Genomic DNA, 23,962 nt, shown 5'->3' with positions numbered 1-23,962 from the left:
GACCCTATGTGTCACAAAAGTTGTTCGGTTACACTGGTTTCATAACAGTGATGCGGCCCTGTAGGCCGTCCCCGACTCTAGTGTGAGAGGTAGCCATGGCTGACTATAAAGCGCCCCTGCGCGATATGCGCTTCGTCCTCAATGAAGTCTTCGAAGTCGCCAAGCTCTGGGCGCAGTTGCCCGGCCTTGCCGAAGCGGTGGACGAAGACACCGCCCTGGCGGTGCTGGAAGAAGCCGGCAAGGTCACCAGCAAGAGCATCGCGCCGCTGAGCCGCAGCGGCGATGAAGAAGGTTGCCACTGGGATAACGGCGCCGTGAGCACTCCGGCCGGTTTTATCGACGCCTACAAGACCTACGCCGAAGGCGGCTGGGTTGGTGTCGGTGGCGACCCAGCCTACGGCGGCATGGGCATGCCCAAGGTGATCTCGGCCCAGGTCGAGGAAATGGTCAATTCCTCCAGCCTGTCCTTCGGCCTGTACCCGATGCTGACTGCTGGTGCTTGCTTGTCGATCAACGCCCACGCCAGCGACGAGCTCAAGGAAAAATACCTGCCGAACATGTATGCCGGTGTCTGGGCCGGCTCCATGTGCCTGACCGAGCCGCACGCCGGTACTGACCTGGGGATTATCCGCACCAAGGCCGACCCTCAGGCCGATGGCAGCTACAAGGTCAGTGGTACCAAGATTTTCATCACCGGTGGCGAACACGACCTCACCGAAAACATCATCCACCTGGTGCTGGCCAAGCTGCCGGATGCGCCTGCCGGGCCGAAGGGTATTTCCCTGTTCCTGGTGCCGAAGTTCATGGTCAATGCCGATGGCAGCCTGGGCGCACGCAATCCGGCCACCTGTGGCTCGATCGAACACAAGATGGGCATCCAGGCCTCGGCCACCTGCGTGATGAACTTCGACGAGGCGGTCGGGTACCTGGTCGGCGAGCCGAACAAGGGCCTGGCGGCGATGTTCACCATGATGAACTACGAGCGTCTGGGCGTGGGTATTCAGGGCCTGGCCTCGGCCGAGCGCTCTTACCAGAACGCCATTGAATACGCGCGCGACCGCCTGCAAAGCCGCGCGCCAACCGGCCCGCAAGCAAAGGACAAGGTCGCTGACCCGATCATCGTCCACCCTGATGTGCGACGCATGCTGTTGACCATGAAGGCCCTCAACGAAGGCGGTCGTGCATTTTCCACCTACGTGGCGATGCAACTCGATACCGCCAAGTTCAGCGAAGACGCCGACACGCGCAAACGCGCCGAAGAACTGGTGGCGTTGCTGACTCCGGTGGCCAAGGCGTTCCTGACGGACCTGGGCCTGGAATCGGCCGTACACGGCCAGCAGGTATTCGGCGGCCACGGCTACATCCGTGAGTGGGGCCAGGAGCAACTGGTGCGCGACGTGCGCATTACCCAGATCTACGAAGGCACCAATGGCATCCAGGCTCTCGACCTTATGGGCCGCAAGGTGGTTGGTAGCGGAGGGGCGCTGTACAAGCTGTTTGCCGACGAAATCCGTCATTTCACCGCCAGTGCCGACAGCAACCTGGCCGAGTTCGTCAAACCGCTCAACGCGGCTCTGGACAATCTTGACGACCTGACTGCCTGGGTCCTGGATCGGGCCAAGAACAACCCGAACGAAATTGGCGCAGCCTCGGTGGAATACCTGCAGGTGTTCGGCTATACCGCTTATGCCTACATGTGGGCGTTGATGGCCCGTACGGCCTTGGCCAAGCAAGGTGAAGACGATTTCTATGCCAGCAAGCTGGGCACTGCACGCTTCTATTTCGCCCGTCTTCTGCCGCGTATCCACTCGCTCAGCGCCTCGGTAAAAGCCGGTAGCGAATCGCTGTACCTGCTCGATGCGGCACAGTTTTAAGGGTGTTAGTTGTTTGTAAGCATTCTCTTACATGACGTGGTGACTTTTCGCCTCTATCGGAAGATTGGATCCACAGTTAATCTTCTCACATGGACGTAGCGCAGGAAGCGCAAAGTACAGAACACGGACACGAAGGATTCCTGCCAGGATGGCGGGGCGAAAAGGATGTCAGGGAAACAGTCTGCAAAGCCCCGCTTCGGCGGGGTTTTCTTTTGCCTGCGATTTAACCTCAGCCCAGCACATCCAGCGGCGACACCCCGATCTGCCGCGGATCGGCTTCTTCTTCCAGCAGGTTGCGCAGCAGCTCCACCGACGCTTGCTGGCGTTGTGCATCGCGGAACACCAGGCCAATTTTCAGCGGCACCCGTGGTTCGCTCAATGGCTTCCACAGCAGTTCCTGGTCATCTTCGACCACTTCCTTGGCGCGCCCCGGCAATACGGTCGCCAGCGAGGTATGCGCCAGGCTGTCGAGAATCCCGCCCATGTTGTTCATTTCTGCCTGTACCTGCGGCCGCCGGCCGAGGTTGGCCAGTTGCGACTGCCAGATCTGCCGTACCTGGAACTCTTCGCCGAGCAGCAGCATGGGTAACTCGGCAGCCTGCTTGAGCGAGACTTTCTTGAATTCACGCAAGGGGTGGGTGTTGGGGATGACCAACTGCAGTTCATCTTCGTACAGCAGCAGCCCATGCAGGCCCGGTTGGCGCGGTGGCAGGTAGCTGATGCCGATATCCAGGCTGCCGTTGAGCAGACGCCGTTCGATCTCCAGGCCCGACAGTTCGTAGATCTGTACCACCAGATGCGGCTGCGCCTTGCGCACTCGGTCGAGCAGCTGCGGTACCAGGCTTGGGCGCACGGTCTGCAGTACGCCAATGGCCAGGGTACGCAACGCCTGGCCCTTGAAGTTGCGCAGCGCCTCGCGAGCCCGCTGCAGGCCGTCGAGCAGGGGCAGGGCATGGTTGTACAGGGTGTGCGCGGCCAGGGTCGGCAGCAGGCGCTTGTTGCCGCGCTCGAACAGGCTCACATCGAGGTTTTGCTCAAGCTGGCGGATCTGCTGCGAAAGCGCCGGTTGCGACAGTGACAGGCGCTCGGCAGCCCGGCCGACGTGGCCTTCTTCATACACCGCGACGAAATAACGCAGTTGGCGAAAATCCATAAGAATTACTTATCAAAAATGCTCGAAAAACCAAATGGCCGTTAGCCTGCAAGAAGCCTAGTCTATCCCGTATTCACAAGGTTTACAGGGCCAGAAGGCGCGATGAATACCGTGTATGTGGATGGCGTTTACATAGGCAAGGCAAAAAACCTCGGGCATGGCTTATTGACTGATATCGATAAGCAGGAGGTTGCAAGACGGTTGTGGTTATGGCCACAGGGGCTGGGGAGCGACGAACACGGCGACCCACGCTTTCACACCGGCCCTGAACGGGCCTTGCACCATTACCCGGCCGAGCACTACGCCTGGTGGCGGCAACGTTATCCACAGCTCGATTGGCGCGCCCCGGGTTTCGGCGAGAACCTCTCGACCCACGGCCTGGATGAACATCAGGTGTGCCTGGGGGACATGTTCCGCTGGGGTGGGGCGCTGTTGCAGATCAGTCAGCCGCGCTCGCCATGCTATCGCCTGAGTCATCGCTGGGGCGTGCCGAACCTGCCGCAACAGGCGCAGGACAGTGGCCGCTGTGGCTGGTTCTACCGGGTGCTCAAGCCGGGTTTTGTCAGCGCCGATGAACCTTTCGAACTGATTCAACGTAGTTATCCGGGCCTGACCGTGGCCTGGGCGCTGCGCACTTTTTACCGTGAACCTCTGGAGCATGCAGGTTTGAAAAAGCTGGTGGATTGTCCGGCCCTCTCGTCACGCTGGCGCGATATCGCGATCAAGCGCATGCGCACCGGTCAGGTCGAAGACTGGACCGCGCGTCTGCTTGGCCTGCCGCTCGAGGGGCTGCGCGCATGAACCTGTTCAACCTGCGCCGCCCGGCTGTGGCTGTGGCCGAGCGCAAGATCGCACCTGCCGTTACTCAGCCTGCAGACGCATTGTCGCGTGAATACCTGATGCCGGCGGTAGAGCGCGCGCCCCAGGTTTTCGTCCGCGGCCAAGGCTCATGGTTGTGGGACAGCGAAGGTCACGCATATCTGGATTTCACCCAGGGCTGTGCAGTCAACAGCCTCGGCCACAGCCCCAGTGTGCTGGTCAAAGCCCTGGGCAGCCAGGCGCAGGCGTTGATCAATCCGGGGGCGGGTTTTCATAACCGTGGCCTGTTGAACCTGGTCAATCGCCTGTGCGAAAGCACCGGCAGCGATCAGGCCTACCTGCTCAACAGCGGCGCCGAAGCTTGCGAAGGGGCAATCAAGCTGGCGCGCAAATGGGGTCAGCTGCACCGCAACGGCGCCTATCACATCATCACCGCCAGCCAGAGCTGCCATGGCCGCAGCCTGGGCGCGCTGTCCGCCTCCGACCCATCGCCGTGCAACCGTTGCGAGCCGGGTTTGCCGGGCTTCAGCAAGGTGCCGTTCAACGACCTTGAAGCGCTGCACGCGGCTGTCGATTCGCGCACCGTGGCAATCATGCTCGAACCGATCCAGGGCGAAGCCGGGGTGATTCCGGCGACCCAGGTGTATCTCCAGGGTGTCGAGCGACTGTGCCGCGAGCTGGGCATCCTGCTGATCCTCGATGAAGTGCAGACTGGCGTCGGTCGCTGCGGCGCGATGCTCGCCGAACAGTTGTATGGCGTGCGCGCTGACATCCTTACCCTTGGCAAGGGCCTGGGGGGCGGCGTACCACTGGCGGCCCTGCTGGCCCGTGGCAGTGCCTGCTGCGCCGAGGCTGGCGAGCTGGAGGGCAGCCACCATGGCAATGCGCTGATGAGTGCGGCGGGCCTGGCGGTGCTGCAGACCGTGCTGGAGCCGGGGTTCTTCGAACATGTGCAGGATTCAGGGCGGCACATGCGCGACGGTCTGAGCCGTCTGGCGGGTCGCTATGGTCAGGCCGAGGTGCGCGGCCAGGGGCTGCTCTGGGCGTTGCAGCTGAGCGAAGACATCGCCACCGAGCTGGTCCAGGCCGCCTTGCACGAAGGCTTGCTGCTCAACGCTCCGCAGGCCGACGTGCTGCGCTTTTCGCCAGCGCTGACGGTGAGCAAGGGCAACATCGACGAGATGCTCCTGCGCCTGGCCCGGGCCTTTGCCCGTGTGCACGCCGCGCAGCAGAACCTGCGGCGCGAGGCCACGGCCTGATCACTACACCGCACTAACGAATTTTCCGAACCGTCTCGCGTTCCTGCGCATCGCCCCGGGCCTGTTGTTTTTGGCTTGGGGCGTTTTTTTGTCTGCTGCTTACAAGTGGAACCCCGGTGACGCGCTAGAGTCAGTTCTAGTACATCTTTGAAGGGAGCTGCCCAATGGACTTTATCCGCATCATCATCGCCATTCTCCTGCCGCCGCTTGGCGTGTTTCTGCAGGTTGGCTTCGGCGGCGCCTTCTGGCTGAACATCTTGCTGACGTTGCTGGGGTATATCCCGGGCATCGTCCATGCGGTGTATATCATCGCCAAGCGGTGAGGCCAATCGCGGGTCAAGTCGGGGCGCCGCACCGCCGCTCCCACAGGATTGACTCTGTGGGAGCGGGCTTGACCCGCGATAGCGATCTAACTGCCTTCCAGCACCCGCCGATAAAACTTCCATTCCTCTTCCAGCGCATGCGCCAGGTTGCTCGCCGTACGAAAACCGTGACGCTCCGAAGGGTAGAAATGCCCTTCGGCGCGAATGCCGTTGGCCTTCAGCGCTTCAAGCATCGAACGGGTCTGTTCCGGCACTACTACAGCATCCAGCTCACCCTGAAAGAAGATCACCGGCACCTTGATGTTTGCGGCATGCAGCAAGGGGGTGCGCCGCTGGTAACGCTCGGCATCGGTCACCGGATCGCCGATCAGCCAGTCCAGGTAATCACCTTCGAACTTGTGCGTTGCCCGGGCCAGCGCCTGCGGATCACTGACGCCATACAGGCTGGCACCGGCGCGGAATACATCATGGAACGCCAGGGCGCAGAGGGTGGTGTAGCCGCCGGCACTGCCGCCGCGGATAAACGCGCGCTGCGGGTCGATCAGCTTGCGCTCGGCCAGGTGCCTGACCACGGCGCAGGCATCTTCGACGTCAATCTCGCCCCAGCGCAGGTGCAGGGCCTGGCGATAGTCCCGGCCATAGCCGCTGCTGCCACGGTAATTGAGGTCGGCCACGGCGAAGCCGCGCTGGGCCCAGTACTGGATGCGTGGATCGAGCACCGGGTAGCAGGCCGAGGTCGGGCCGCCATGGATGAACACCAGCAGCGGCGGCTGCACCTCAGCGTTCATGGCCGGGTAGAAGAAACCGTGGGCGATGCCGTCACCGCTGCGGTAGCGCAGTGCTTGCGGACGGCTGATGCGTTCGGCGGGCAGCGGTAAAGCACCGCCGGCCAGGACCTGTACATGATGGTTCTGGCGGTTGATGGCGATAACGGCGGGTGGGCTGATGGCCGACGCGGCAATGGCATAGAGATGCTGCTCGTCCAGATCCAGGCAGCGGAAGCGGCTGTAGTCCGCGCTGTAATCCTCTACCGAGCCATCGGCAAGGCAAATCCCCAAGCGGCTGAAGCCGTTATCGAACCAGCTCGCGAGGTAGCGCTGCTCGTCCAGCGGTAACCAGGTGCTGGCGCCCAACTGCCAGGGCGCGCCGGCATGGTCGGCCGCGGCGGCTGGCAAGGGGTTCCAGCCTGTTGCCGTTTCGCCCCAGGGCTGCCAATAGCCGTTGCGGTCGGACAGGCAATACAAACGACCGGCTGGGTCAAAATGAGGTTGTTGCAGGGACTGTTGCGGACCGGCTTCACCGGCGATGCAGCGTGGCGTGCTCCACTGGCCATCTGCCTGGCGTTGGCAGCACAGCAGCCGGGTTGCCGTCCACGGTTGTTCCGGGCGGCTCCATTCAATCCAGGCCAGGCGCGAGCCATCGGTGCTCAGGGTTGGCGAGGCGTAAAAGTCGGCGCCTTCGGCCAGGACTTCACGGCTGCCCTTGGCGATGGCCACCAGGCGATGCTCGACCGCCCCCGGACCATGGCTTTCTTCCACCGCCAGCACATGCCCGTTGGCCCAGCGCAGATCGCCGTAGCGCCGCACGCCCTCGGTCAGCGACTGCGGTAACCCGCCGTTGAGGTCCTGGGTATACAACTGCTGGTCCGCCTCGTTGACGAACACCAGGCCATCGTCGCTCAGGCAGAAGCTGCCACCGCCGTATTCATAGACCCGGCTGCGTACGCTGAAGCCATTGGGCGTCAGGCAACGGGCCTGGCCATCGCGCCAGTGCCAGATCCGGCAGGCGCCATCGCTGGGGCGAAATTCGTTCCAGAACAATCCCTGGGCAGCCACCCGCAGCTCGGCAAAATCGGTACCGGCGGCGACCGCCTGTTCGGCGCTGAAGCGCTCAGCCGCGGACAATGACACGTGAGTTTCGCTCATTACGGAAGGTCAGCTCGTCGATGGTCTGGTGGGCGTGCTCGGCTTCTTCGCGAGCCTTGAGGATAATGCCGTGCTCGGCCGACTTGGCGCAAACCGGGTCGGCGTTACTGGCGTCGCCGGTGAGCATGAAGGCCTGGCAGCGGCAGCCGCCGAAGTCCTTCTCTTTTTCGTCACAGGAGCGGCATGGCTCGGGCATCCAGTCGTAACCGCGGAAGCGATTGAAGCCGAACGAGTCGTACCAGATGTGCTGCATGCTGTGCTCGCGGACATTGGGAAACTGCACCGGCAGCTGGCGGGCGCCGTGGCAGGGCAGGGCGGTGCCATCCGGGGTGACGGTGAGGAACACGCTGCCCCAGCCGTTCATGCAGGCCTTGGGGCGCTCTTCGTAATAGTCCGGGGTGACGAAGATCAGCTTGCACGGGTTGCCAGCGGCCTGCAGTTTAGCCCGGTATTGGTTGGTGATGCGCTCGGCGCGTTCGAGCTGGGCGCGGGTCGGCAGCAGGCCGACACGGTTGAGGTGCGCCCAGCCGTAGAACTGACAGGTGGCCAGTTCGACGAAGTCGGCTTCGAGGGCAACGCACAGCTCGATGATGCGGTCGATTTTGTCGATGTTGTGCCGATGAGTGACGAAATTCAGCACCATCGGGTAGCCGTGGGCTTTGACTGCCCGGGCCATTTCCAGCTTCTGCGCGAAGGCCTTCTTCGAACCGGCCAGCAGGTTATTCACCTGCTCGTCGCTGGCCTGGAAGCTGATCTGGATATGGTCCAGCCCGGCTTCCTTGAAGGCGGCGATCTTCTGCTCGGTGAGGCCGATGCCGGAGGTGATCAGGTTGGTGTAATAGCCCAGGCGCCGACCTTCGCCGATCAATTCGGCAAGGTCCTGGCGCACCAGCGGCTCACCGCCGGAGAAGCCCAGTTGTGCCGCGCCCATCTCGCGCGCCTCGGCCATGACCCTGAACCACTGCTCAGTGCTCAGCTCCTGACCCTGGGCGGCGAAGTCCAGGGGGTTGGAGCAGTACGGGCACTGCAGCGGGCAACGGTAAGTCAGTTCGGCAAGCAGCCACAGCGGCAGGCCGACTTCGGGTCTTGCCGGCAGCTCAGGCAAGGGTGATCCAGTGTTCGGCACGGGCCACCTCCATGAATTGCTCGATGTCGTCACCGAGCTCGGGTACTCCGGGGAACTGCGTGTCGAGCTCGGCAATGATCGCCGCGACATCGCGCTGGCCGTCGATCAGCCCGCCGATCAGCGCGGCGCTCTCGTTGAGCTTGATCATCCCTTCCGGATACAGCAGCACATGAGCTTTTTGTGCCGGCTCATACTGGAAGCGATAGCCCGGGCGCCATGCCGGGACTTGCGCGCGATCGAAACTCATAAGGCGATTCCTTTGTGCCAGACCCTTTCGCTGGTGACACTGTGATAAGGCGGGCGGTTCAGTTCGTAGGCCATGCTCATGGCGTCGAGCATGCTCCAGAGAATGTCCAGCTTGAACTGCAGGATCTCCAGCATGCGCTGCTGGCCCGCAACTGTAGTGTAGTGCTGCAGGGTGATCGCCAGCCCATGCTCGACGTCACGCCGGGCCTGGCCCAGGCGGGTACGGAAGTACTCGTAGCCGGCCGGGTCGATCCACGGATAGTGCTGGGGCCAGCTGTCCAGCCGCGACTGGTGGATCTGCGGGGCGAACAGCTCGGTCAGCGAGCTGCTGGCCGCCTCCTGCCAGCTGGCGCGGCGGGCAAAGTTGACGTAGGCATCCACGGCAAAGCGCACGCCGGGCAGCACCAGTTCCTGGGAGCGCAGTTGCTCCGGGTCGAGGCCGACCGCCTGGCCCAGGCGCAGCCAGGCTTCGATGCCGCCGTCTTCGCCAGGGGCGCCGTCATGGTCGAGCAGGCGCTGAATCCACTCGCGGCGAATTTCGCGGTCCGGGCAGTTGGCCAGGATCGCTGCATCCTTCATCGGGATGTTGACCTGGTAGTAGAAACGGTTGGCCACCCAGCCCTGGATCTGCTCGCGGCTTGCGCGGCCTTCATACATCGCCACATGGTAGGGGTGATGGATGTGGTAGTAGGCGCCCTTGGCGCGCAGGGCCTGTTCGAATTCGGCAGGGGACAGCGGTTTGGCGTCGCTCATGTCGGCTCCTAGAGAGTGATGCTCATGCCGTCGAAGGCCACTTCGACGCCGCGCCGGGCGCATTCGGCGCGTTCGGCCGAATCCTCATCGAGAATCGGATTGGTGTTGTTGATGTGGATAAGCACTTTGCGCTGACGCGGGAAGCTTTCCAGCACCTCGAGCATGCCGCCCGGGCCGTTCTGCGCCAGGTGGCCCATCTCGCGGCCGGTGCGGGTGCCGACACCACGGCGCTGCATTTCATCATCCTCCCACAGGGTGCCGTCGACCAGCAGGCAGTCGGCATCGCTCATCATCTGTAGCAATTTGCCGTCGACCTGGCCCAGGCCCGGGGCGTAGAACAGCTTGCCGCCGGTGCGCAGGTCCTCGACCATCAGCCCGAGGTTGTCGCCCGGGTGTGGGTCGAAGCGGTGCGGTGAGTAGGGCGGTGCGGCGCTGCGCAGCGGGAAGGGGGTAAAGCGCAGGTTCGGACAGGCGTCGATGACGAAGCTGCCTTCGAGCTCGATGCGCTTCCATTGCAGGCCGCCGTTCCAGTGGCTGAGCATGGTGAACAGCGGGAAGCCGGTGCTCAGGTCCTGATGGACCATGTCGGTGCACCAGACCTGGTGCGGGCAGCCTTCGCGCAGGCTGAGCAGGCCGGTGGTGTGGTCGATCTGGCTGTCGAGCAGGACGATGGCGTTGATGCCGGTGTCGCGCAGGGCGCGGGCCGGTTGCATCGGGGCAAAGCCTTGCAGCTGCGCGCGGATGTCCGGCGAAGCGTTGCACAGTACCCAGTGGATACCGTCGTCAGACAGGGCAATCGATGACTGGGTCCGCGCCGTGGCGCGCAAGCTGCCGTCGCGAAAGCCTTTGCAGTTTGCGCAGTTGCAGTTCCACTGCGGGAACCCGCCACCGGCGGCGGAACCTAGAATCTGGATGTACATGGCCACTCCTGCCGCGTCCTGAAATAAAAACGCCCCGGCGGACCGAGGCGTTGTACCGCAAGCAGGCTCAGCGGCTTGCGAAATACATGGTCACTTCAAAGCCGATACGCAGGTCAGTGTAAGCAGGTTTGGTCCACATGGGATTACTCCTTCCGGATAGGTCTGGGGTTTGCCAGCTACTTATTTAGTCCACCCTCCAGATGAGGGGGTCCCATAGCCGAGATTGCGCTATCTTACTAAAAAAATACGAACTGAATGGTTAAATCTCAGATAAACGCCGTTACAGGGACGGTAAGAATCGCCAGCGTCAGTGCCAGTTTTCGCCGGGCGCCGGCCCGTTCGCCAGGCACAACCAACCGAGTTCGGCCTGGCTTGTCTGGCGCGCCAGGTGTTGCAGTTGTGGCGGGTCGATAGCCAGGATCGCCGCTTGCAGATCGCTCAGCAGCGGCTGCTGATGGCCGGCCAGATGCGCCTGCCAGGCCCATTCGGCAACGTCATTGTTGGTCATGGCCTGTTCGTCGAACTGTGCGGCGAGTGCCTGCTTGTCCGCGGTGTTGCAGCTCAGCGTGGCGGGCAGGGCATCGAGTACTGTGTGGATGTGCCTGACGATCTCGGCGTGGCTGGCCGACGGCGACTGCACGCCGAGCAGCAGGCCATTGCAGCCCTCGATCTGACGGAAGGCGCTGAACACCGCATAGCCCAGATTCAGCTCGACTCGCAGCCGTTGATAGAAGGGCCCTTGCAACTGCTGGGCAAGGAACCGGCCAGTGGCTTGGTCTTCGACCGGGCAAAAGAGCAGCAGCGCTTGCTCGCTGGCCACCGGCGGCAGTGTTTGCCAGCGCCGCACAGCTTCGATTCTGGCGGGTAGATGCCTGCCTGCGCGCCCGGGCACTTTACCCACGGCCCGGTTCAGTGCTGATTGATCGGTGGCACTCAAGCCGGTCGAGAGTCCATTCCAGATTGAATATTCCCACAGCGTATCAAGATCGCTCTGGCTGATGGTACAGGCTGGTAACGGTTCGTCCTGGTAGCCAAGCAGCTGCTCCGGGAGCTGCCTGAGCAGGGCACGAATTGGCATGACATCGGGCTGGTTGGCAGCGCCGGGTGTCCAGCTCTGGCTGGGGGGGAACCGCAGGATTGCCAACGCCTGTTCGATCACTGCGACCAGCACTGTTCCATTGCCGGCGCAGCGCAACTGCCAGTATTTGTCGCAGGCGCTGAACTGCAGGTGTACGCCAGCCTGCGCTGCCTGTTCACGCAGGGCTTGCAGCGCCCGATCAAGTACCTGCCAGAGGCGCTCGCGCAAGGCTGAGGTGAGCCGCCAGCGCAGGTAGATGACACCATGCTGGCGCGACGGCGGTAGTAGAGGAGAAACCGTCAGGCCTTCGGGAACGGCGGTTGCTTGAGTAGTCTCTGCCTTCACGTTCAGCAACGGATTCGCGGTGGGCAACTGCCAGGCGAGGGTGGGTGTTTTTACCTGGCCAGCGAGCATTGTCTCGAGTAACCGCTCAAGCGCAGCAAGTCCTTGCGCGTCCAGCGCCTCGAAGCGTTGCCCGGCGCTATCCCGGCGCGCCAGCTCCAATGCGCTGGCGGTAAGTTCGCGGCAGCGCTGCAATCGAGCGTATTCCTGATTGATTTGGCCCAAGTCAGCCGCCCGGAAGAACGCCAGCCAGTCAGCCAGCAGTGCCCGGACCTGCTCGGCGTCAGCCGTAACGTGGAGTTTCAGGCCCGCGTGCAGCAGGGTCTGGCCGGCAAAGCCATACAGCGAGGAAAACTCGAAATGCTCCAGCCAGCCCCGCTCACGCAGCGTCGCCGGTAGCCCGCCGGGCCGGGTGTCGCTCAGCCAGGTCGCGAGAAAATCGACGGCTTGTTCAAAGCCAGCGGGGAGAGGGGCGCACGGGTACAGGACATCCACTTGGCGCTCGTTGCGGACCAGCAGTGGTGCCTGGTTGTTGAAGCTTGGCGGTAGCGCCTGCTGCACTTTTGTCCCGCTATTGAACACTTGGCCGAATCGACACGCCAGCGCCTGCAGTTCGTCGAGGCTTTGCGGCCCGCTCAGGCTCAAGGTGATCTGCCCGGCCTGATAGAGGCGCTGATGAAAATCCCTTAATGCCGCCTGGAACGCCGGGCTTTGAACCTGCAGGCTGTAACGGTTGCCAGCCTGAAAAGCGCTCAACGGATGTTCGCTGCCAGCAGCCTGAAGCAAGGCAAACTGCCGCTGCGCTTGTGGATTGCGTGACCAGGCAATGAACTCGGCATGGATCACTTCCCGCTCGCGCACTTGCCGTTCAAGGTCGAACTGCGGGTGCGCAAGCATCTGGCAAAGACGCTCCAGGCTACCGGCAAAGGCCGCTGGCGGCACTTCGAAGAAGAACTCGGTATTGCGTTCACGGGTACTGGCATTCACCTGGCCGCCGTAGTGCTGCACGTAGCGCATCAGGCCGTCTTCCAGCGCGAAACGTTGATTGCCAAGAAAGAACAGGTGTTCGAGAAAGTGCGCCAACCCCGGCCACGCCCGTGGCGCGTCATGGCTGCCGGCCTGTACCCGCACTGCCGCTGCACAGCGTTTTAGCTGCGGCGCATGGCGCAGGGTCACCTGCAGGCCATTGGCGAGGGTCAGGATGTGAAGGGCGCTGGGCATGACGGCTCCGGATACAGGCGAACCGTCATGCTAGCGGATTATTGCCGCGGCGTGCTGTAGAGCTCGGGGCGCAGGTCGTGCAGGTAAGGGTTGTTGGCCCGCCCTTGCTGCACCCGCTGCAGGTCCAGGTCGGCGCTCAGCAGCGCCGTGTCACGACCGGCCATGGCCAGGATGCTGCCGTCCGGGCCGACGATACTGCTTTGCCCGCAGTAGTGGATTTCGTCTTCGCTGCCGCAGTAGTTGGCGTACGCCAGGTAGCACTGGTTCTCGTAGGCGCGGGCGCGCACGGTGACCTGGGCAATGAAGTCGAAGGGCACCATGTTCGCCGTCGGCACCAGGATCAGCTCGGCACCGGCCAGGGCCAGGCGCCGGGCGTTTTCCGGGAACTCGATGTCGTAGCAGATCAGAAATCCAAGGCGCCAGCCGTTGAGCTCGACCACCGGGAAGTGATCCGGCCCCGGGCTGAACATCGCCCGGTCCAGGCCACCGAACAGGTGGGTCTTGCGGTAGTTGCACAGGCTGCTGCCATGGGCGTCGATCAACTGCACGCTGTTGAAGATCTGACCGTCGTCCGCCAGCTCCGGGTAGCCGTAGGCAATGGCGATGCGATTGCTCTGGGCGATCTCCACCACGGCCATGGCCGACGGGCCGTCTTCGGCTTCGGCCAGGCGCGCGACGGCTTCGCTGCCAATGTTGTAGCCGCTCAGGAACATCTCCGGGCATACCAGCAACTCGGCGCCGCGGGCAGCGGCCAGTTGCGCCTGCTGGTGCAGGCGCTCGAGGTTGCCGGACAGGTCCAGCGGTTGCGGTTCGCCTTGGAACAGGGCGATGCGCATGGCGATTCTCCCGTCAGTCGGCCAGGGCGATCGGTCCGATCTCATTGAACACATCGCCCGGGCCTGGGTTGTCCGGGTGGGTCTGCCCACCGAAGTGATTCATGATACCCCACACCGCATTGAGCGAAGTCTGCACCGCGCCTTCGACCCAGGCCGGGGTCCACGACACATCGTCACCGGCAATGAAGATGCCGCGCTGTTCGGTCGGCATGTCCTGCTGCATGAAGTGCGCGTACATGCGCTGGTTGTAGCGGTAATGGCCGGGCAGGGCGCCCTTGAAGGCGCCGAGGAAGTGCGGGTCGGCTTCCCACGACACGGTGATCGGGTCGCCGATGATGTGCCCGGCGATATCCACTTTCGGGTAGATCTTCTTCAGCGCATCGAGGGCCAGCTTGACGCGTTTTTCCACCGGGTGCGGGAGCATCTTCAGCGCATCGCTCATCCACGAGTAGGACAGGCAGATCACCCCCGGCTTGTCGTCGCCGTTGTCGAACAGGTAGGTACCGCGGGTCAGGCGGTCGGTCAGGGTCATGCTCATCAGGTCGCGGCCGGTTTCCGGGTCCTTGTCCTTCCAGAATGGCCGGTCGACCATGACGAAGGTCTTCGATGACTGCATGTAGCGGGTACGGTCCAGGGCCATCCACATCTTCTGCGAGAACAGCGATTCTTCGCACTCGATCTGAGTGGTCAGCAGCCAGCTTTGGCAGGTGGTCAGCACGGCGGCGTAATGACGGGTGTCGCCCCAGTTGTCGGTCACCGCCAGGCGCCCGTCGCTGTCGCGGGCAATGCTTTTCACCCCGGGGCGTGGTGCGCCGCGGTGCAGCGAGCTGAGGCTGGTGCCGGCCGGCCAGTGCGCGCAGCGCTCCGGCACATGGCGCCAGATGCCCAGCGGCACCTGCTCGACGCCACCGACCACCAGGTGCTGGTGATCGTCGCAGTTGGTCATTACCACGCGGAAGATTTCCAGCATCGAGTTGGGGAAGTCCGAGTCCCAGCCACCGGTGCCGAAACCGACCTGGCCGAATACTTCGCGGTGCAGGAAGCTGAGCTTGGCAAAAGCTTTGGAAGTGGCGACGAAGTCATAGAAGGTGCGGTCGTCCCACAACGGTACCAGGGTGTTCCACAGCTCTTTGAGGCGCGGCACATCGCGGTCGCGGATAGCCTGCTGGATATCGCCGAAGCGGGCACCGTCCTCCAGGGCATCGGCCCAGGCATCGGCCACTTCCTGGAACAGCTTGGGCAGGTCGGAAAGTTTTTCCGCGTAGTGGGTCTGGCCTTCCAGGTCGACGACCGTGCTGCCCGAGGCGGGTGTCAGCGGGTTGGGGAACGGCTTGGTCTCAAGGCCGAGCTTGTCGACGTAGTGATAGAACGCCGTGGACGACACCGGAAAGCGCATGCCGCCGAGTTCGGCGATGATCCCGTCGGTGCCTTCGAAGGCCTGCGAGCGCAGGCGCCCACCCATTTTCGAGGCTTCGTACACCACAGGCTTGAGGCCCAGCTTCATCAGCTCGTAGGCCGCTACCAGCCCGGCGATACCGGCGCCGACAATCGCAACCTCTTCGCCTTGGCGCTCGCTCGGAATACTGCCCAGGCCGGCCGGATGCTCGATCCAGTCGTCAAAGGCGAACGGGAAATCCGGGCCGAAAATGGTGATGGGTTTCTTGCCGTCGGCGGGGTGGCGATTGTTCTTGTTCATACGTGACCTTGCCAGGCGCTGCGCGGGGTGCGGAGCTTGAGTATAGGAAAACACTGGCGGTCATTTTAGGGGGTGGGGGTTACGTAATTAAGATGCAGAGTGTCGTCGTTTGGTCATGTTTTTGGTCGATATGACGTATCTGTAATTCATATTGATTCCTTCAGGAGGGGGCTTGCCCCGCGATCAACCCTCATCGCGGGGCAAGCCCGCTCCTACACATAATGTGGCTTTAAACCGGCTGCCCGCGATCTACCTTGCTGCTGAGGATAATCGAGGTGGTGGTCTTCTCCACCCCATCAACGCTGCCGATCTGATCGAGCAACTGGTCCAGTTGCTCGGGCGAATCACTGCGCAGCCAGGCGACGTAATCGAATTCGCCGCTGACCGCGCACAATTGCTGCACCTGGCCCATGGCGCTCAGGCGCCGCACCACGTCCTTGCCCGAGCGCGGTTGCACCTTGATCCCCACATAGGCCTGCAAGCCGCCATCGATCAGCCGCTGACCCAGGCGCACGCCGTAGCCGCTGATGACTTTGGTCTTTTCCAGGCGGGCCAGGCGCGAAGTCACCGTGGTGCGCGCGATACCCAGTTGCCGGGCGAGCGTGGCGACGCTTTCACGGGCGTTGATCTGCAGCAGCGAGATCAGCTGGCGATCGATTTCGTCGAGGGCGACGGGGCGGCTGTCAGGCATGGGCACTCTCTGGCGAGAGCCGCTTTTCACGGCTCATGGAATAAGCGCGATAGCCTATCCATTGCCCTCACCCTTGAGCAAGGCGTCTGTGCTCAGCGCGACTTGAAGCAGTGCTCGGCCTGGGGAAAGCTGCCGTCGCGCACTTCCCGGGCATAGGCTGCCAGGGCTTGGGCAATCTGTGGCTGCAGGTCGGCGAAGCGTTTGACGAAGCGTGGCTGGTATTCACCGAACAAGCCCAGTAAATCCTCGGTGACCAGAACCTGGCCGTCACAGGCAGGTGAAGCGCCAATGCCAATGGTGGGGATTGCCAACTCCTCGCTCAGGCGACGGGCCAGGGGTTCGGCGATGCCTTCCAGTACCACCGAGAAAGCCCCGGCTGCCTGCATGGCGAGGGCGTCCTGGCGTACTTTGGCAGCACTCTGGTCATCCCGGCCCTGGGCCTTGAATCCGCCGAGGCTGTTGACCTGCTGCGGCATCAGTCCGACATGGGCCATTACCGGAATCCCACGGCGTGTGAGGAAGGCGACGGTCTCGGCCAGCTCTTCGCCGCCTTCAAGCTTGATGCCCTGGGCACCGGTTTCGCGCAGCAGTCGCGCACTAGTGAGGAAGGCTTGCTCGGGCGAGGCCTGATAACTGCCGAACGGCAGGTCGATGACCACGCAGGCGCGTTGCGACCCGCGCATCACCGCCTGGCCGTGGGCAATCATCATTTCCAGGGTGACCCCGAGGGTGCTGGGCATGCCATACAGGACCATGCCGACCGAGTCACCGACAATGATCACATCGGCCTCGGCATCCACCCAGCGCGCCATCGGCATGCTGTACGCAGTCAGAACTACCAGATTGCCAGCGCCTTTGCGCTGCTGGATGGCGGGCACGCTCAAACGGTTTTCACGCACATGGCTGCTCATCGGTCTCTCCTAGGGGTTGTTCAACTAAGCCGGGCGCAGGCTACCATCGGCCTTTGTCGGCTCACTTGAGCAAAGGAGACAGGCAATGCCGCCAATGAGACAAACCAGTGAAGTACCGTCGCTGCCGGACTTTCAGCAGCTGCCGGAACCGGTCTACCGGCGCATGTTTGCCATTCCGGCGGGCCATCGGGTGCAGATGCACAGCCACCCCTGGGTGCAGTTCACCTATGCCAGCGTCGGGATCATGGAGGTTTTGACCGAGCAGCACAGTTACCTGCTGCCGCCTCAATGCGCGTTGTGGATACCGGCGGGTGTCGAGCACACCGCCTATAGCGATCAGACCATCGAGTTTCGCGGGCTTTATCTGGACGAATCGCTGCTTAACGGTTACCAGCGGCCTTGTGGAGTGCTGCAGGTGACACCACTGGTGCGCGAGTTGATCGACAAGGCCAGCCGATTTGCGCCGAATTATCCGGCGCAAGGTGCCCAGGCGCGGCTGCTGCAGGTGCTGGTCGATGAACTGCGGGAGTTGCCTGAAGCGCCCTTTGGCCTGCCACTGCCCAGTGATCCGCGCTTGCGACGCATCACCGAAGCATTGCAGGCCAACCCAGGCGATAACCGTAGTATTGAAGACTGGGCGCAGCAGGTTGGGGCTTCGCGGCGCACACTTGTGCGGCTATTTCAGGCGCAGACACAGTTGTCGTTCAGAGAGTGGCGCCAACGGCTGCGCCTGCTCGCGGCCTTGCCCTTGTTGGCGCAAGGCATGAGTGTCACGGCGCTGGCCAACGAGTTGGGGTATGACTCGGTGTCGGCGTTTATTGCGCTGTTTCAGCGACATTATGGTGTCACTCCAGGCCTGTATGGCACGCGGTTTTGTGCCCGGACTCCGGGTGACAATCAGCCCTCACGAACCATCGCGGTCACTTCTTCAAGGGTTTTGTAGGGAATGACGCTGTGCGGTAAGCGGGAAAATTCGGAAAGATTGTAGACCGCGAAGGTGTCGTCCACCACCGAGTTGGCGACAAGTTGGAATGACGGCAGGATGCGAGACTCGTAGTGCTGGTCCAGCCCGCAGGGGGATACCGCCATATCATTGCGTTCGTAGAATCTTCCCAGGTCCTGGTTAAGGTCAACGCCTACCAGAAACACCTTGGTGAAACCGACGTGATAGGCGATTTGCAAGGCCAGGTAGGCCACCGTGCGTGCATCAAAGAAGCCACGCTGCAGATTTTTGCTGAACCCGAGCAGCTTTTGTCCCCAGCCTGGGAAGGTGTGGTTACGGACAAGTTCCTGGTCCTTTCGCCGCAGAATGTCGATGAAACTCGGTTTAGGGGCTTTGTGCAAAAGGTACAGCTCGCCGTCCGTCCGGATCGACAAGGACCGAACGTGCTCTTCCCAAAGAGCAACGCGGTCACTGCGATGTAACGCTTCAGCAAACAGCTGTGGTTGCTGGTTGGAGAAGTCCCTGTCTGTACAGGCGTAGAAGAAGGGCCTGACCGGTGTGTCGAGAAACATCGAGATTGCCCCATTCATTGTGATCATGGGGATGTCATGGAAGGTTTGAAAGGGGAAATCCTTTGCCGAACCGCCCGATGCAATGATGAATACCGAACCGGATTGTATGTTCTGGCAATCTGCAAAATCGTGGATATTGCAGCGCTCGCCAAGAAGTGATCTTGCTGCAGAGGCGCCCATGTGCCAATTCCTTGTGCATATAGACAATCACCACAGTGGTAGTGACTGGGTAAAGGCCATACAAAGTATAGGTGTTGTTTGTCAGTTTGTTAAAAACTGTTAACGATTGTGACCAGTCTCCCAAGGTTCAGTTCCAGCAGCAGGATGCCGGCTTGAGGAATGGATATAGGTAGTGGCTTTGTAATGGCAGCTAGGGCGGATTAAACTCGTCGGCTTTTATATGCAGCCCTTCGGGAGAACCGGTTGCAGCTCGAGGGAACGGTGTGGTGAGCAAGATCAAGTTCGACGTAGATGCGGTGTATTGCATCTCTATCAAAGAGCGTAATGACCGCCGCGAGTTGTTCAGGCGAACGGTGGGTGGACAGATTCATAACCAGGTGATTTTTCACGTGGTCGAGCGCAGTGATGATCCTGTCCGGGGCTGTTACGAATCTCATCAAGCCTTGGCCAGGCAGGCCTTGGATGAAGGTTTGCAACGGATTCTGGTCTTCGAGGATGACGTCAAGGCGTATGAGCTCAAAGCAACCCCGGTTCGTTGGGTCAACCGCTTTATCCGAACCCGTTCATTCGAAGTCTTGCACCTGGGTTACAGCATGGGCCGGACTTGGCTAACCTGGTTCCCCTATATTGCCCGCGGCCGTGTGGTGGCCTTGCACGCCTACGTCCTGTCGCCTGAGGGCTGCCGGATTCTGGCCGAAACGCCTTATGACGGCACGCCAGTGGATGTGCTGTTTAAGCAACGGATCAAACAGCATTGTGTGTTCCCGATGCTGTTCCGTCAGCACGCGGCATCAGCGACGGGTAGCGACATCGAAGCGCAGGTCAGGAATGAGGATGATTTCTGGCAGCGTAATTGGGACAAGCATCGCATTTCGCCGCTGAAGAATTTCTGGCGCACGCTGTTTCGGGTGCGTTTCTGAGGTAACGGACTAAAGTGGTGAAGGTAAGCGTGGCACGGATGCCACGGCACATTCATTGCTCAGGGTTCGAGATGATTGGCAAAAAATGCTTTCGCGCACTTCAAGCACTGAAGGACGCTTTTCTGAGTGCGTTGGCCCTGTCCGGCTTCGTGCTGATACCGCTGGTGTGGGTGCCTTTGATCGTCGGTGACTGGCTGCAGGAGAAGCTCAAGCAGCGCAGGTGATCCCTGTTATTGCAGGCAAAAAAAAAACCGCGCAAAGGCGCGGTTTTTTGTTTGGTGGGCCCAGCAGGACTCGAACCTGCGACCAAGGGATTATGAGTCCCCTGCTCTAACCAACTGAGCTATAGGCCCCAGTGGACGCGGATTATAACGAGGGTTTCCAGGCTGTGCCATCCGAAAGATCTGAAAGAGCTATGCGAAGGAAAGTTGCGGCAAACTCCTCGGCCGGCAGCGGCAGGCTGACGATGTAGCCCTGGATCTGTTCGCAACCTTCGGCAGCGAGGAATTGTTGCTGGGCCTGGCTTTCCACCCCTTCGGCGATGATGGTCAGTTGCATGCTGCGGCCCAGGGCGATGATGGCGCGGGCAATCGCGGCATCGTGGGGGTCGTCGGGCAGGCCGCGGATGAACGACTGGTCGATCTTGAGGATGTCCAGCGGCAGGCGCTTGAGGTAGCTCAGTGACGAGTAACCGGTACCGAAGTCGTCGATCGCCAGTTGCACGCCCAGGTGCTTGAGCTGGTGGAGGATGGCCAGGGCTTCCTCGGCCTGGCTCATGATGAAGTTTTCGGTGATCTCCAGCTGCAGGTCGCCGGCCTTGAGCTGGTGGGTCTTGAGCAGCTGTTCGATACGTTTGACCAGGCTTGGTTGGCGCAGCTGGGCGCCGGCAAGATTGACCGATAGCGGCCCGAATGCCTGGTAGTTGTGCTTCCAGTCCTGCATTTGTCGGCAGGCCTGTTCCAGCACCCAGTCGCCCAGTTGCAGGATCATGCCGTTTTCTTCGGCCAGTGGGATGAAATGTTCCGGTGGTACGTCACCAAAGGTCGGGTGGGACCAGCGGATCAGCGCTTCGGCGCCCACCAGGCTCTGGGTTTTCAGGCTGAACTTGGGTTGGTAGCACAGGCTCAGCTCATTGCGTTCGATGGCCCGGCGCAGTTCGTGCTCCAGGGCGACGCGTTCGCTGGCTTGGGCGGTGAGATCGCGGGTGTAGGACTCGACCCGGTTGCGGCCCTTGGCCTTGGAACGGTACATGGCGGCGTCGGCGTTGCGGATCAACGAGGCGACGTCGGTGCCGTCCTGTGGATAAAGGCTGGTGCCGATGCTGGCGCTGGTGAAGAACTCGTGTTCGCCAGCCTGGAACGGTGCGCTGAAACAGGCCAGCAGCTTGTGTGCGATATGTTCGGCATCGCTGGGCTGGTGCAGGCCGGGCAGCAGGATGATGAACTCGTCCCCACCCAGGCGCGCCACGGTGTCGATATCACGCACCTGTTCCTTGAGCCGTTGAGCAATGCCTTTGAGCAGCAGGTCGCCGACCGGGTGGCCGAGGCTGTCGTTGATGTGCTTGAAACGATCCAGGTCGAGAAACAGTACTGCGCCCTGGCGCTTTGACGCCTGGGTGCAATTGAGCGCGGCCTGCAGGCGGCTTTCGAACAGGGTGCGGTTGGGCAGCCCGGTGAGCGGGTCGTGATGGGCCTGGTAATCGAGCTTGGCCTGGGCATGCTTGAGGCTGGAAATGTCAGCGAACACCGCAACAAAGTGGGTGATGACCCGCTCGGTGTTGCGCACGGCGCTGATGGTCAGCCAGCTGGGGTAGATCTCGCCATTCTTGCGCCGGTTATGGATTTCACCCTGCCAATGACCTTCGGCAGTCAATTGGTGCCACATGGCCACATAGAAGGCGCTGTCGTGCTGACCCGAAGCCAGCAGGCGAGGGGTCTGGCCCAGAGTCTCGAACTCGCTGTAACCGGTGATCTCGCTAAAGGCGCGGTTGACCGCGCTGATGCGCTGGTCGGTATCGGTGATCAATACCCCCTCGGCGGTGTTTTCGAACACCGTGGCGGCCAGTTGCAGTTTTTCCTGCATGAGGTGGCGCTCGGTGATGTCGCGGGCAATGGTCAGCATGCAATCGACACCGGCGATTGGCAGCGGTCGGGCGGAAAGCTCGCACAAGCGAATCTGGCCATCGCTGCGGCGGATATGGCAACTGAAGTCGCGCACGAAACCATCGCGCTGAAGCATCTCCAGCAAGCGGCGGCGCTCGTTGAGATCGACCCAGATGCCCAGGTCCAACGAAGTGTGGTCCAGCGACATTTGGGTGTCGTAACCGGTCAGGCGGCAGAAACCTTCGTTCACCTCGATCAGCAGCCCGTCGCTCTGGCGCGACAGCAGCAGGCCGTCGGGGGAGGCGTGGAAGGCTTTGGCGAACTTCTCTTCGGAGGTTTGCAACTGCTCCTGGGTTTCTTTCAGTTGGCTGATGTCGCGTACCGCGACCACCAGCGCCGGCGTGCTGTCGAGCTGAAAGGTTTCGGCGGAGGTCAGCCCGGTGAACACCTGGCCGTTGCTGCGGCGAAAGAGCATTTCCAGGTTGCGGATACTGCCTGCCTGCAAGCGCTTGAGCAGGTCAGGGCCGACGCCGTCGATGCCCCAGATACTCAGTTCGGTCGCGGTGCGGCCCAGAACCTGCGCCGGGCTTAGGCCGATCTGCTCTTCGAAGGCTTCGTTTACTTCCAGCAGGCAGCCATCGCTCAGGCGGGCGATGACCAGGATGTCCGGGCATTGCTGAAACACCGAGGCGAACTTCTGTTCGGACAGGCGCAGGGCCTCTTCGGCGTTCTTGGTTTCGCTGATATCGATCATCAGCCCGCGCATCAACGGTTTATGCCCGTGTTCGATCAGGCTGACGATATCGCGTACCCACAGGCTGCGTCCGTCGGCGCGGATTACCCGGTAATCGAGGCTGTGATCGCGCCCAGCGGCGGTTTCGCTGTCGCAGAAGGCCTGGGCCCACAACGCGTCGTCGGGGTGAATGATGCTGCGCCAGAAGCCCGGGCGCAGCCACTGGCTCAAAGGGTAGCCGAGCAGGTCCTCGGCATGGGGCGAAACGTAGCTGTAGGTAAAGTCGTTTGCATCGGCTTCCCAGGCAATTGCCGAGAGGCTTTCGACCAGGCCGCGGTAATGGTACTCGCTGCTGCGCAGCTCCTGTTCCAGGGCAATGCGCCGGGAGATTTCCGAACTCAGGCGCCGGTTCACGCGCATCACCGCGGCCAGAATCGCCACCATCAACAGCAAGGCGGGAAGACCGTAGATCAGCAGGTCGTACCACAGCGTGCGGTGATCGAGCACCTTGCCAACCCAGCGCTCCTGAATATTGCTGACCTCATTGGGGGTCATGTCGGCCATGACCTTGTCGAGGATTCCGACGAGGATTTTCTGCTCCCGGGGCACAGCCATGGCCAGCTGATAGCGGTAAGGGGTTTCGCCACTCACGTACAGGCCCTCGAGCTTGAGCTGGCGCAGGCTCCAGATGCTCGAGGCGAGGTCACCAACCACTGCATCTACCTCGTCGGTGGCCAGGGCCTGCAGTGCCGAGCTGACGTTGGGCAGGGCCACCAGGTTGAGATCCGGGTGATGGGTGCGCAACAGCTCATGGGGCGCGTAGTTCTCCACCACGGCGATTTTCAGCCCGTACAGGTCCTTGATGGTGCGCGGTTGCGGCCCGCCGTCATGGGCGAGGATGACGATCGGGAAATCCAGGTACGGGCGGGTGAAGGCCAGGTAACTCTGGCGCTCGGGGGTCGACATGATGCCGGGCAGCAAGTCGAGTTTGTTCTTGCGTGCCTGCTCGAGTACAGCGGTCCAGCTGATCGGTTCGATCGGCTTGAACTGCACCCCCAGGCGTTCCTGGATTAAGGCAATGTAGTCGGCGGCCAATCCCTGGTAGCGACCGTCCTGGTCCCGGTATTCGAAAGGTGGCCAGGATGCATCGACGCCCAGACGCAGCTGCGGATGCGCGCTGAGCCAGGCTTGTTCTTCTTCAGTCAGGGTCAGGGCGCCGGCCGTTGCACTCCAGATGAGCAGGAGAGCCAACAGAAGTGCCGGCATTGGGGGCATAGCGGCCTCGTCACACAGGTGGATTGATTCGAGTGTAGACGGGCATTCAAGCGGCGGGGTAGTG

Annotated in this window: 21 protein-coding genes and 1 tRNA gene; 7 read left to right on the top strand and 15 right to left on the bottom strand. The window is 61.9% G+C overall.

Annotation, left to right across the window (positions count from 1 at the left end; translation table 11 throughout):
• Window positions 1-95 precede the first annotated feature (95 nt).
• Entirely contained in the window at window positions 96-1,874 is a 1,779-nt protein-coding gene (locus LOY45_RS24495) for an acyl-CoA dehydrogenase C-terminal domain-containing protein (protein WP_115084986.1), read from the top strand.
• 229 nt (window positions 1,875-2,103) lie between these two features.
• Here LOY45_RS24495 and LOY45_RS24490 read toward each other — a convergent pair whose 3' ends face one another.
• The gene (locus tag LOY45_RS24490; protein WP_115084987.1) at window positions 2,104-3,027 is read right to left on the bottom strand and encodes a LysR family transcriptional regulator; all 924 of its coding nucleotides are present in this window, start codon (window positions 3,025-3,027) and stop codon (window positions 2,104-2,106) included.
• A 102-nt stretch (window positions 3,028-3,129) separates the two neighbouring features.
• On the opposite strand from LOY45_RS24490, the gene LOY45_RS24485 reads away from it, so the two are divergent.
• The 3 genes from LOY45_RS24485 (at window position 3,130) to LOY45_RS24475 (ending at window position 5,428) form a co-directional block, all read left to right on the top strand.
• On the top strand, window positions 3,130-3,828 hold the full coding sequence (locus LOY45_RS24485) for an MOSC domain-containing protein (RefSeq protein WP_115084988.1): 699 nt from the start codon (window positions 3,130-3,132) through the stop codon (window positions 3,826-3,828).
• Window positions 3,825-5,105, top strand: a complete 1,281-nt coding sequence (locus LOY45_RS24480; RefSeq protein WP_258578491.1) for an aspartate aminotransferase family protein — start codon at window positions 3,825-3,827, stop codon at window positions 5,103-5,105. Before LOY45_RS24485 ends, LOY45_RS24480 begins: the two co-directional genes overlap by 4 nt.
• A gap of 164 nt (window positions 5,106-5,269) precedes the next feature.
• Entirely contained in the window at window positions 5,270-5,428 is a 159-nt protein-coding gene (locus tag LOY45_RS24475) for a YqaE/Pmp3 family membrane protein (protein WP_003177654.1), read from the top strand.
• Between the two features lie 86 nt (window positions 5,429-5,514).
• Here the strand turns inward: LOY45_RS24475 and LOY45_RS24470 are convergent, their stop codons facing one another.
• The 11 genes from LOY45_RS24470 to panB all read right to left on the bottom strand — a co-directional run bounded on the left by LOY45_RS24470 (window position 5,515) and on the right by panB (window position 17,173).
• Entirely contained in the window at window positions 5,515-7,353 is a 1,839-nt protein-coding gene (locus LOY45_RS24470) for a S9 family peptidase (protein ID WP_115085007.1), read from the bottom strand.
• Window positions 7,319-8,479: a pyrroloquinoline quinone biosynthesis protein PqqE gene (pqqE, locus tag LOY45_RS24465; protein ID WP_115085008.1), complete on the bottom strand. Its 1,161-nt coding sequence runs from the start codon at window positions 8,477-8,479 to the stop codon at window positions 7,319-7,321. The genes LOY45_RS24470 and pqqE overlap by 35 nt, the downstream gene beginning before the upstream one ends.
• Window positions 8,451-8,726 (bottom strand): pyrroloquinoline quinone biosynthesis peptide chaperone PqqD, encoded by a 276-nt coding sequence (gene pqqD, locus LOY45_RS24460; RefSeq protein WP_115085009.1) that lies wholly within the window; start codon window positions 8,724-8,726, stop codon window positions 8,451-8,453. The genes pqqE and pqqD overlap by 29 nt, the downstream gene beginning before the upstream one ends.
• The gene (gene pqqC / locus LOY45_RS24455; protein WP_115085010.1) at window positions 8,723-9,478 is read right to left on the bottom strand and encodes a pyrroloquinoline-quinone synthase PqqC; all 756 of its coding nucleotides are present in this window, start codon (window positions 9,476-9,478) and stop codon (window positions 8,723-8,725) included. Before pqqC ends, pqqD begins: the two co-directional genes overlap by 4 nt.
• Before the next feature lie 8 nt (window positions 9,479-9,486).
• On the bottom strand, window positions 9,487-10,398 hold the full coding sequence (gene pqqB, locus LOY45_RS24450) for a pyrroloquinoline quinone biosynthesis protein PqqB (protein ID WP_115085011.1): 912 nt from the start codon (window positions 10,396-10,398) through the stop codon (window positions 9,487-9,489).
• Between the two features lie 67 nt (window positions 10,399-10,465).
• Window positions 10,466-10,537 (bottom strand): pyrroloquinoline quinone precursor peptide PqqA, encoded by a 72-nt coding sequence (pqqA, locus tag LOY45_RS24445; protein ID WP_008365141.1) that lies wholly within the window; start codon window positions 10,535-10,537, stop codon window positions 10,466-10,468.
• A 168-nt stretch (window positions 10,538-10,705) separates the two neighbouring features.
• Window positions 10,706-13,039 carry a pyrroloquinoline quinone biosynthesis protein PqqF gene (gene pqqF / locus LOY45_RS24440; RefSeq protein ID WP_258578488.1) on the bottom strand — a complete coding sequence of 778 codons (2,334 nt, stop codon included), beginning with the start codon at window positions 13,037-13,039 and terminating at the stop codon, window positions 10,706-10,708.
• A 38-nt stretch (window positions 13,040-13,077) separates the two neighbouring features.
• Window positions 13,078-13,875 carry a carbon-nitrogen hydrolase family protein gene (locus tag LOY45_RS24435; RefSeq protein ID WP_134061262.1) on the bottom strand — a complete coding sequence of 266 codons (798 nt, stop codon included), beginning with the start codon at window positions 13,873-13,875 and terminating at the stop codon, window positions 13,078-13,080.
• A gap of 13 nt (window positions 13,876-13,888) precedes the next feature.
• Entirely contained in the window at window positions 13,889-15,571 is a 1,683-nt protein-coding gene (locus tag LOY45_RS24430) for a flavin monoamine oxidase family protein (RefSeq protein ID WP_115085014.1), read from the bottom strand.
• A gap of 229 nt (window positions 15,572-15,800) precedes the next feature.
• Window positions 15,801-16,262 carry an Lrp/AsnC family transcriptional regulator gene (locus tag LOY45_RS24425; protein ID WP_115085015.1) on the bottom strand — a complete coding sequence of 154 codons (462 nt, stop codon included), beginning with the start codon at window positions 16,260-16,262 and terminating at the stop codon, window positions 15,801-15,803.
• Between the two features lie 92 nt (window positions 16,263-16,354).
• Entirely contained in the window at window positions 16,355-17,173 is an 819-nt protein-coding gene (gene panB / locus LOY45_RS24420; RefSeq protein ID WP_115085016.1) for a 3-methyl-2-oxobutanoate hydroxymethyltransferase, read from the bottom strand.
• 94 nt (window positions 17,174-17,267) lie between these two features.
• Here panB and LOY45_RS24415 point away from each other — a divergent pair, with 94 nt between their 5' ends.
• On the top strand, window positions 17,268-18,116 hold the full coding sequence (locus LOY45_RS24415; protein WP_233674572.1) for an AraC family transcriptional regulator: 849 nt from the start codon (window positions 17,268-17,270) through the stop codon (window positions 18,114-18,116).
• On the opposite strand, the gene LOY45_RS24410 is transcribed toward LOY45_RS24415, so the two are convergent.
• Window positions 18,071-18,868, bottom strand: a complete 798-nt coding sequence (locus LOY45_RS24410; protein ID WP_115085017.1) for a lipopolysaccharide biosynthesis protein — start codon at window positions 18,866-18,868, stop codon at window positions 18,071-18,073. The genes LOY45_RS24415 and LOY45_RS24410 overlap by 46 nt on opposite strands.
• Before the next feature lie 266 nt (window positions 18,869-19,134).
• Between LOY45_RS24410 and LOY45_RS24405 the strand changes: the two genes are divergently transcribed.
• Together LOY45_RS24405 and LOY45_RS24400 are read left to right on the top strand one after the other, a co-directional pair.
• Window positions 19,135-19,788, top strand: coding sequence for a glycosyltransferase family 25 protein (locus LOY45_RS24405; protein WP_115085018.1), 654 nt, complete (start codon window positions 19,135-19,137; stop codon window positions 19,786-19,788).
• Window positions 19,789-19,859: 71 nt separating this feature from the next.
• Window positions 19,860-20,012 (top strand): hypothetical protein, encoded by a 153-nt coding sequence (locus LOY45_RS24400; RefSeq protein WP_166675630.1) that lies wholly within the window; start codon window positions 19,860-19,862, stop codon window positions 20,010-20,012.
• Between the two features lie 52 nt (window positions 20,013-20,064).
• Here the strand turns inward: LOY45_RS24400 and LOY45_RS24395 are convergent.
• A tRNA-Ile gene (locus LOY45_RS24395) sits at window positions 20,065-20,141 on the bottom strand.
• Window positions 20,142-20,154: 13 nt separating this feature from the next.
• Window positions 20,155-23,898: an EAL domain-containing protein gene (locus LOY45_RS24390; protein WP_115085019.1), complete on the bottom strand. Its 3,744-nt coding sequence runs from the start codon at window positions 23,896-23,898 to the stop codon at window positions 20,155-20,157.
• Window positions 23,899-23,962: the final 64 nt, after the last annotated feature.

It is taken from the genome of Pseudomonas wadenswilerensis, from assembly GCF_024749185.1.
Lineage (GTDB): Bacteria > Pseudomonadota > Gammaproteobacteria > Pseudomonadales > Pseudomonadaceae > Aquipseudomonas > Aquipseudomonas wadenswilerensis.
This window is presented reverse-complemented; position numbering and strand designations above follow the sequence as displayed.

Excerpts from the sequence above, each read along its gene's own strand:
- LOY45_RS24495 (WP_115084986.1), top strand. The coding sequence starts at position 96 with ATGGCTGACTATAAAGCGCCCCTGCGCGATATGCGCTTCGTCCTCAAT.
- LOY45_RS24490 (WP_115084987.1), bottom strand. The coding sequence starts at position 3,027 with ATGGATTTTCGCCAACTGCGTTATTTCGTCGCGGTGTATGAAGAAGGC.
- LOY45_RS24485 (WP_115084988.1), top strand. The coding sequence starts at position 3,130 with ATGAATACCGTGTATGTGGATGGCGTTTACATAGGCAAGGCAAAAAAC.
- LOY45_RS24480 (WP_258578491.1), top strand. The coding sequence starts at position 3,825 with ATGAACCTGTTCAACCTGCGCCGCCCGGCTGTGGCTGTGGCCGAGCGC.
- LOY45_RS24475 (WP_003177654.1), top strand. The coding sequence starts at position 5,270 with ATGGACTTTATCCGCATCATCATCGCCATTCTCCTGCCGCCGCTTGGC.
- LOY45_RS24470 (WP_115085007.1), bottom strand. The coding sequence starts at position 7,353 with ATGAGCGAAACTCACGTGTCATTGTCCGCGGCTGAGCGCTTCAGCGCC.
- pqqD (WP_115085009.1), bottom strand. The coding sequence starts at position 8,726 with ATGAGTTTCGATCGCGCGCAAGTCCCGGCATGGCGCCCGGGCTATCGC.
- pqqC (WP_115085010.1), bottom strand. The coding sequence starts at position 9,478 with ATGAGCGACGCCAAACCGCTGTCCCCTGCCGAATTCGAACAGGCCCTG.
- pqqB (WP_115085011.1), bottom strand. The coding sequence starts at position 10,398 with ATGTACATCCAGATTCTAGGTTCCGCCGCCGGTGGCGGGTTCCCGCAG.
- pqqF (WP_258578488.1), bottom strand. The coding sequence starts at position 13,039 with ATGCCCAGCGCCCTTCACATCCTGACCCTCGCCAATGGCCTGCAGGTG.
- LOY45_RS24435 (WP_134061262.1), bottom strand. The coding sequence starts at position 13,875 with ATGCGCATCGCCCTGTTCCAAGGCGAACCGCAACCGCTGGACCTGTCC.
- LOY45_RS24430 (WP_115085014.1), bottom strand. The coding sequence starts at position 15,571 with ATGAACAAGAACAATCGCCACCCCGCCGACGGCAAGAAACCCATCACC.
- LOY45_RS24425 (WP_115085015.1), bottom strand. The coding sequence starts at position 16,262 with ATGCCTGACAGCCGCCCCGTCGCCCTCGACGAAATCGATCGCCAGCTG.
- panB (WP_115085016.1), bottom strand. The coding sequence starts at position 17,173 with ATGAGCAGCCATGTGCGTGAAAACCGTTTGAGCGTGCCCGCCATCCAG.
- LOY45_RS24415 (WP_233674572.1), top strand. The coding sequence starts at position 17,268 with ATGAGACAAACCAGTGAAGTACCGTCGCTGCCGGACTTTCAGCAGCTG.
- LOY45_RS24410 (WP_115085017.1), bottom strand. The coding sequence starts at position 18,868 with ATGGGCGCCTCTGCAGCAAGATCACTTCTTGGCGAGCGCTGCAATATC.
- LOY45_RS24400 (WP_166675630.1), top strand. The coding sequence starts at position 19,860 with ATGATTGGCAAAAAATGCTTTCGCGCACTTCAAGCACTGAAGGACGCT.
- LOY45_RS24390 (WP_115085019.1), bottom strand. The coding sequence starts at position 23,898 with ATGCCCCCAATGCCGGCACTTCTGTTGGCTCTCCTGCTCATCTGGAGT.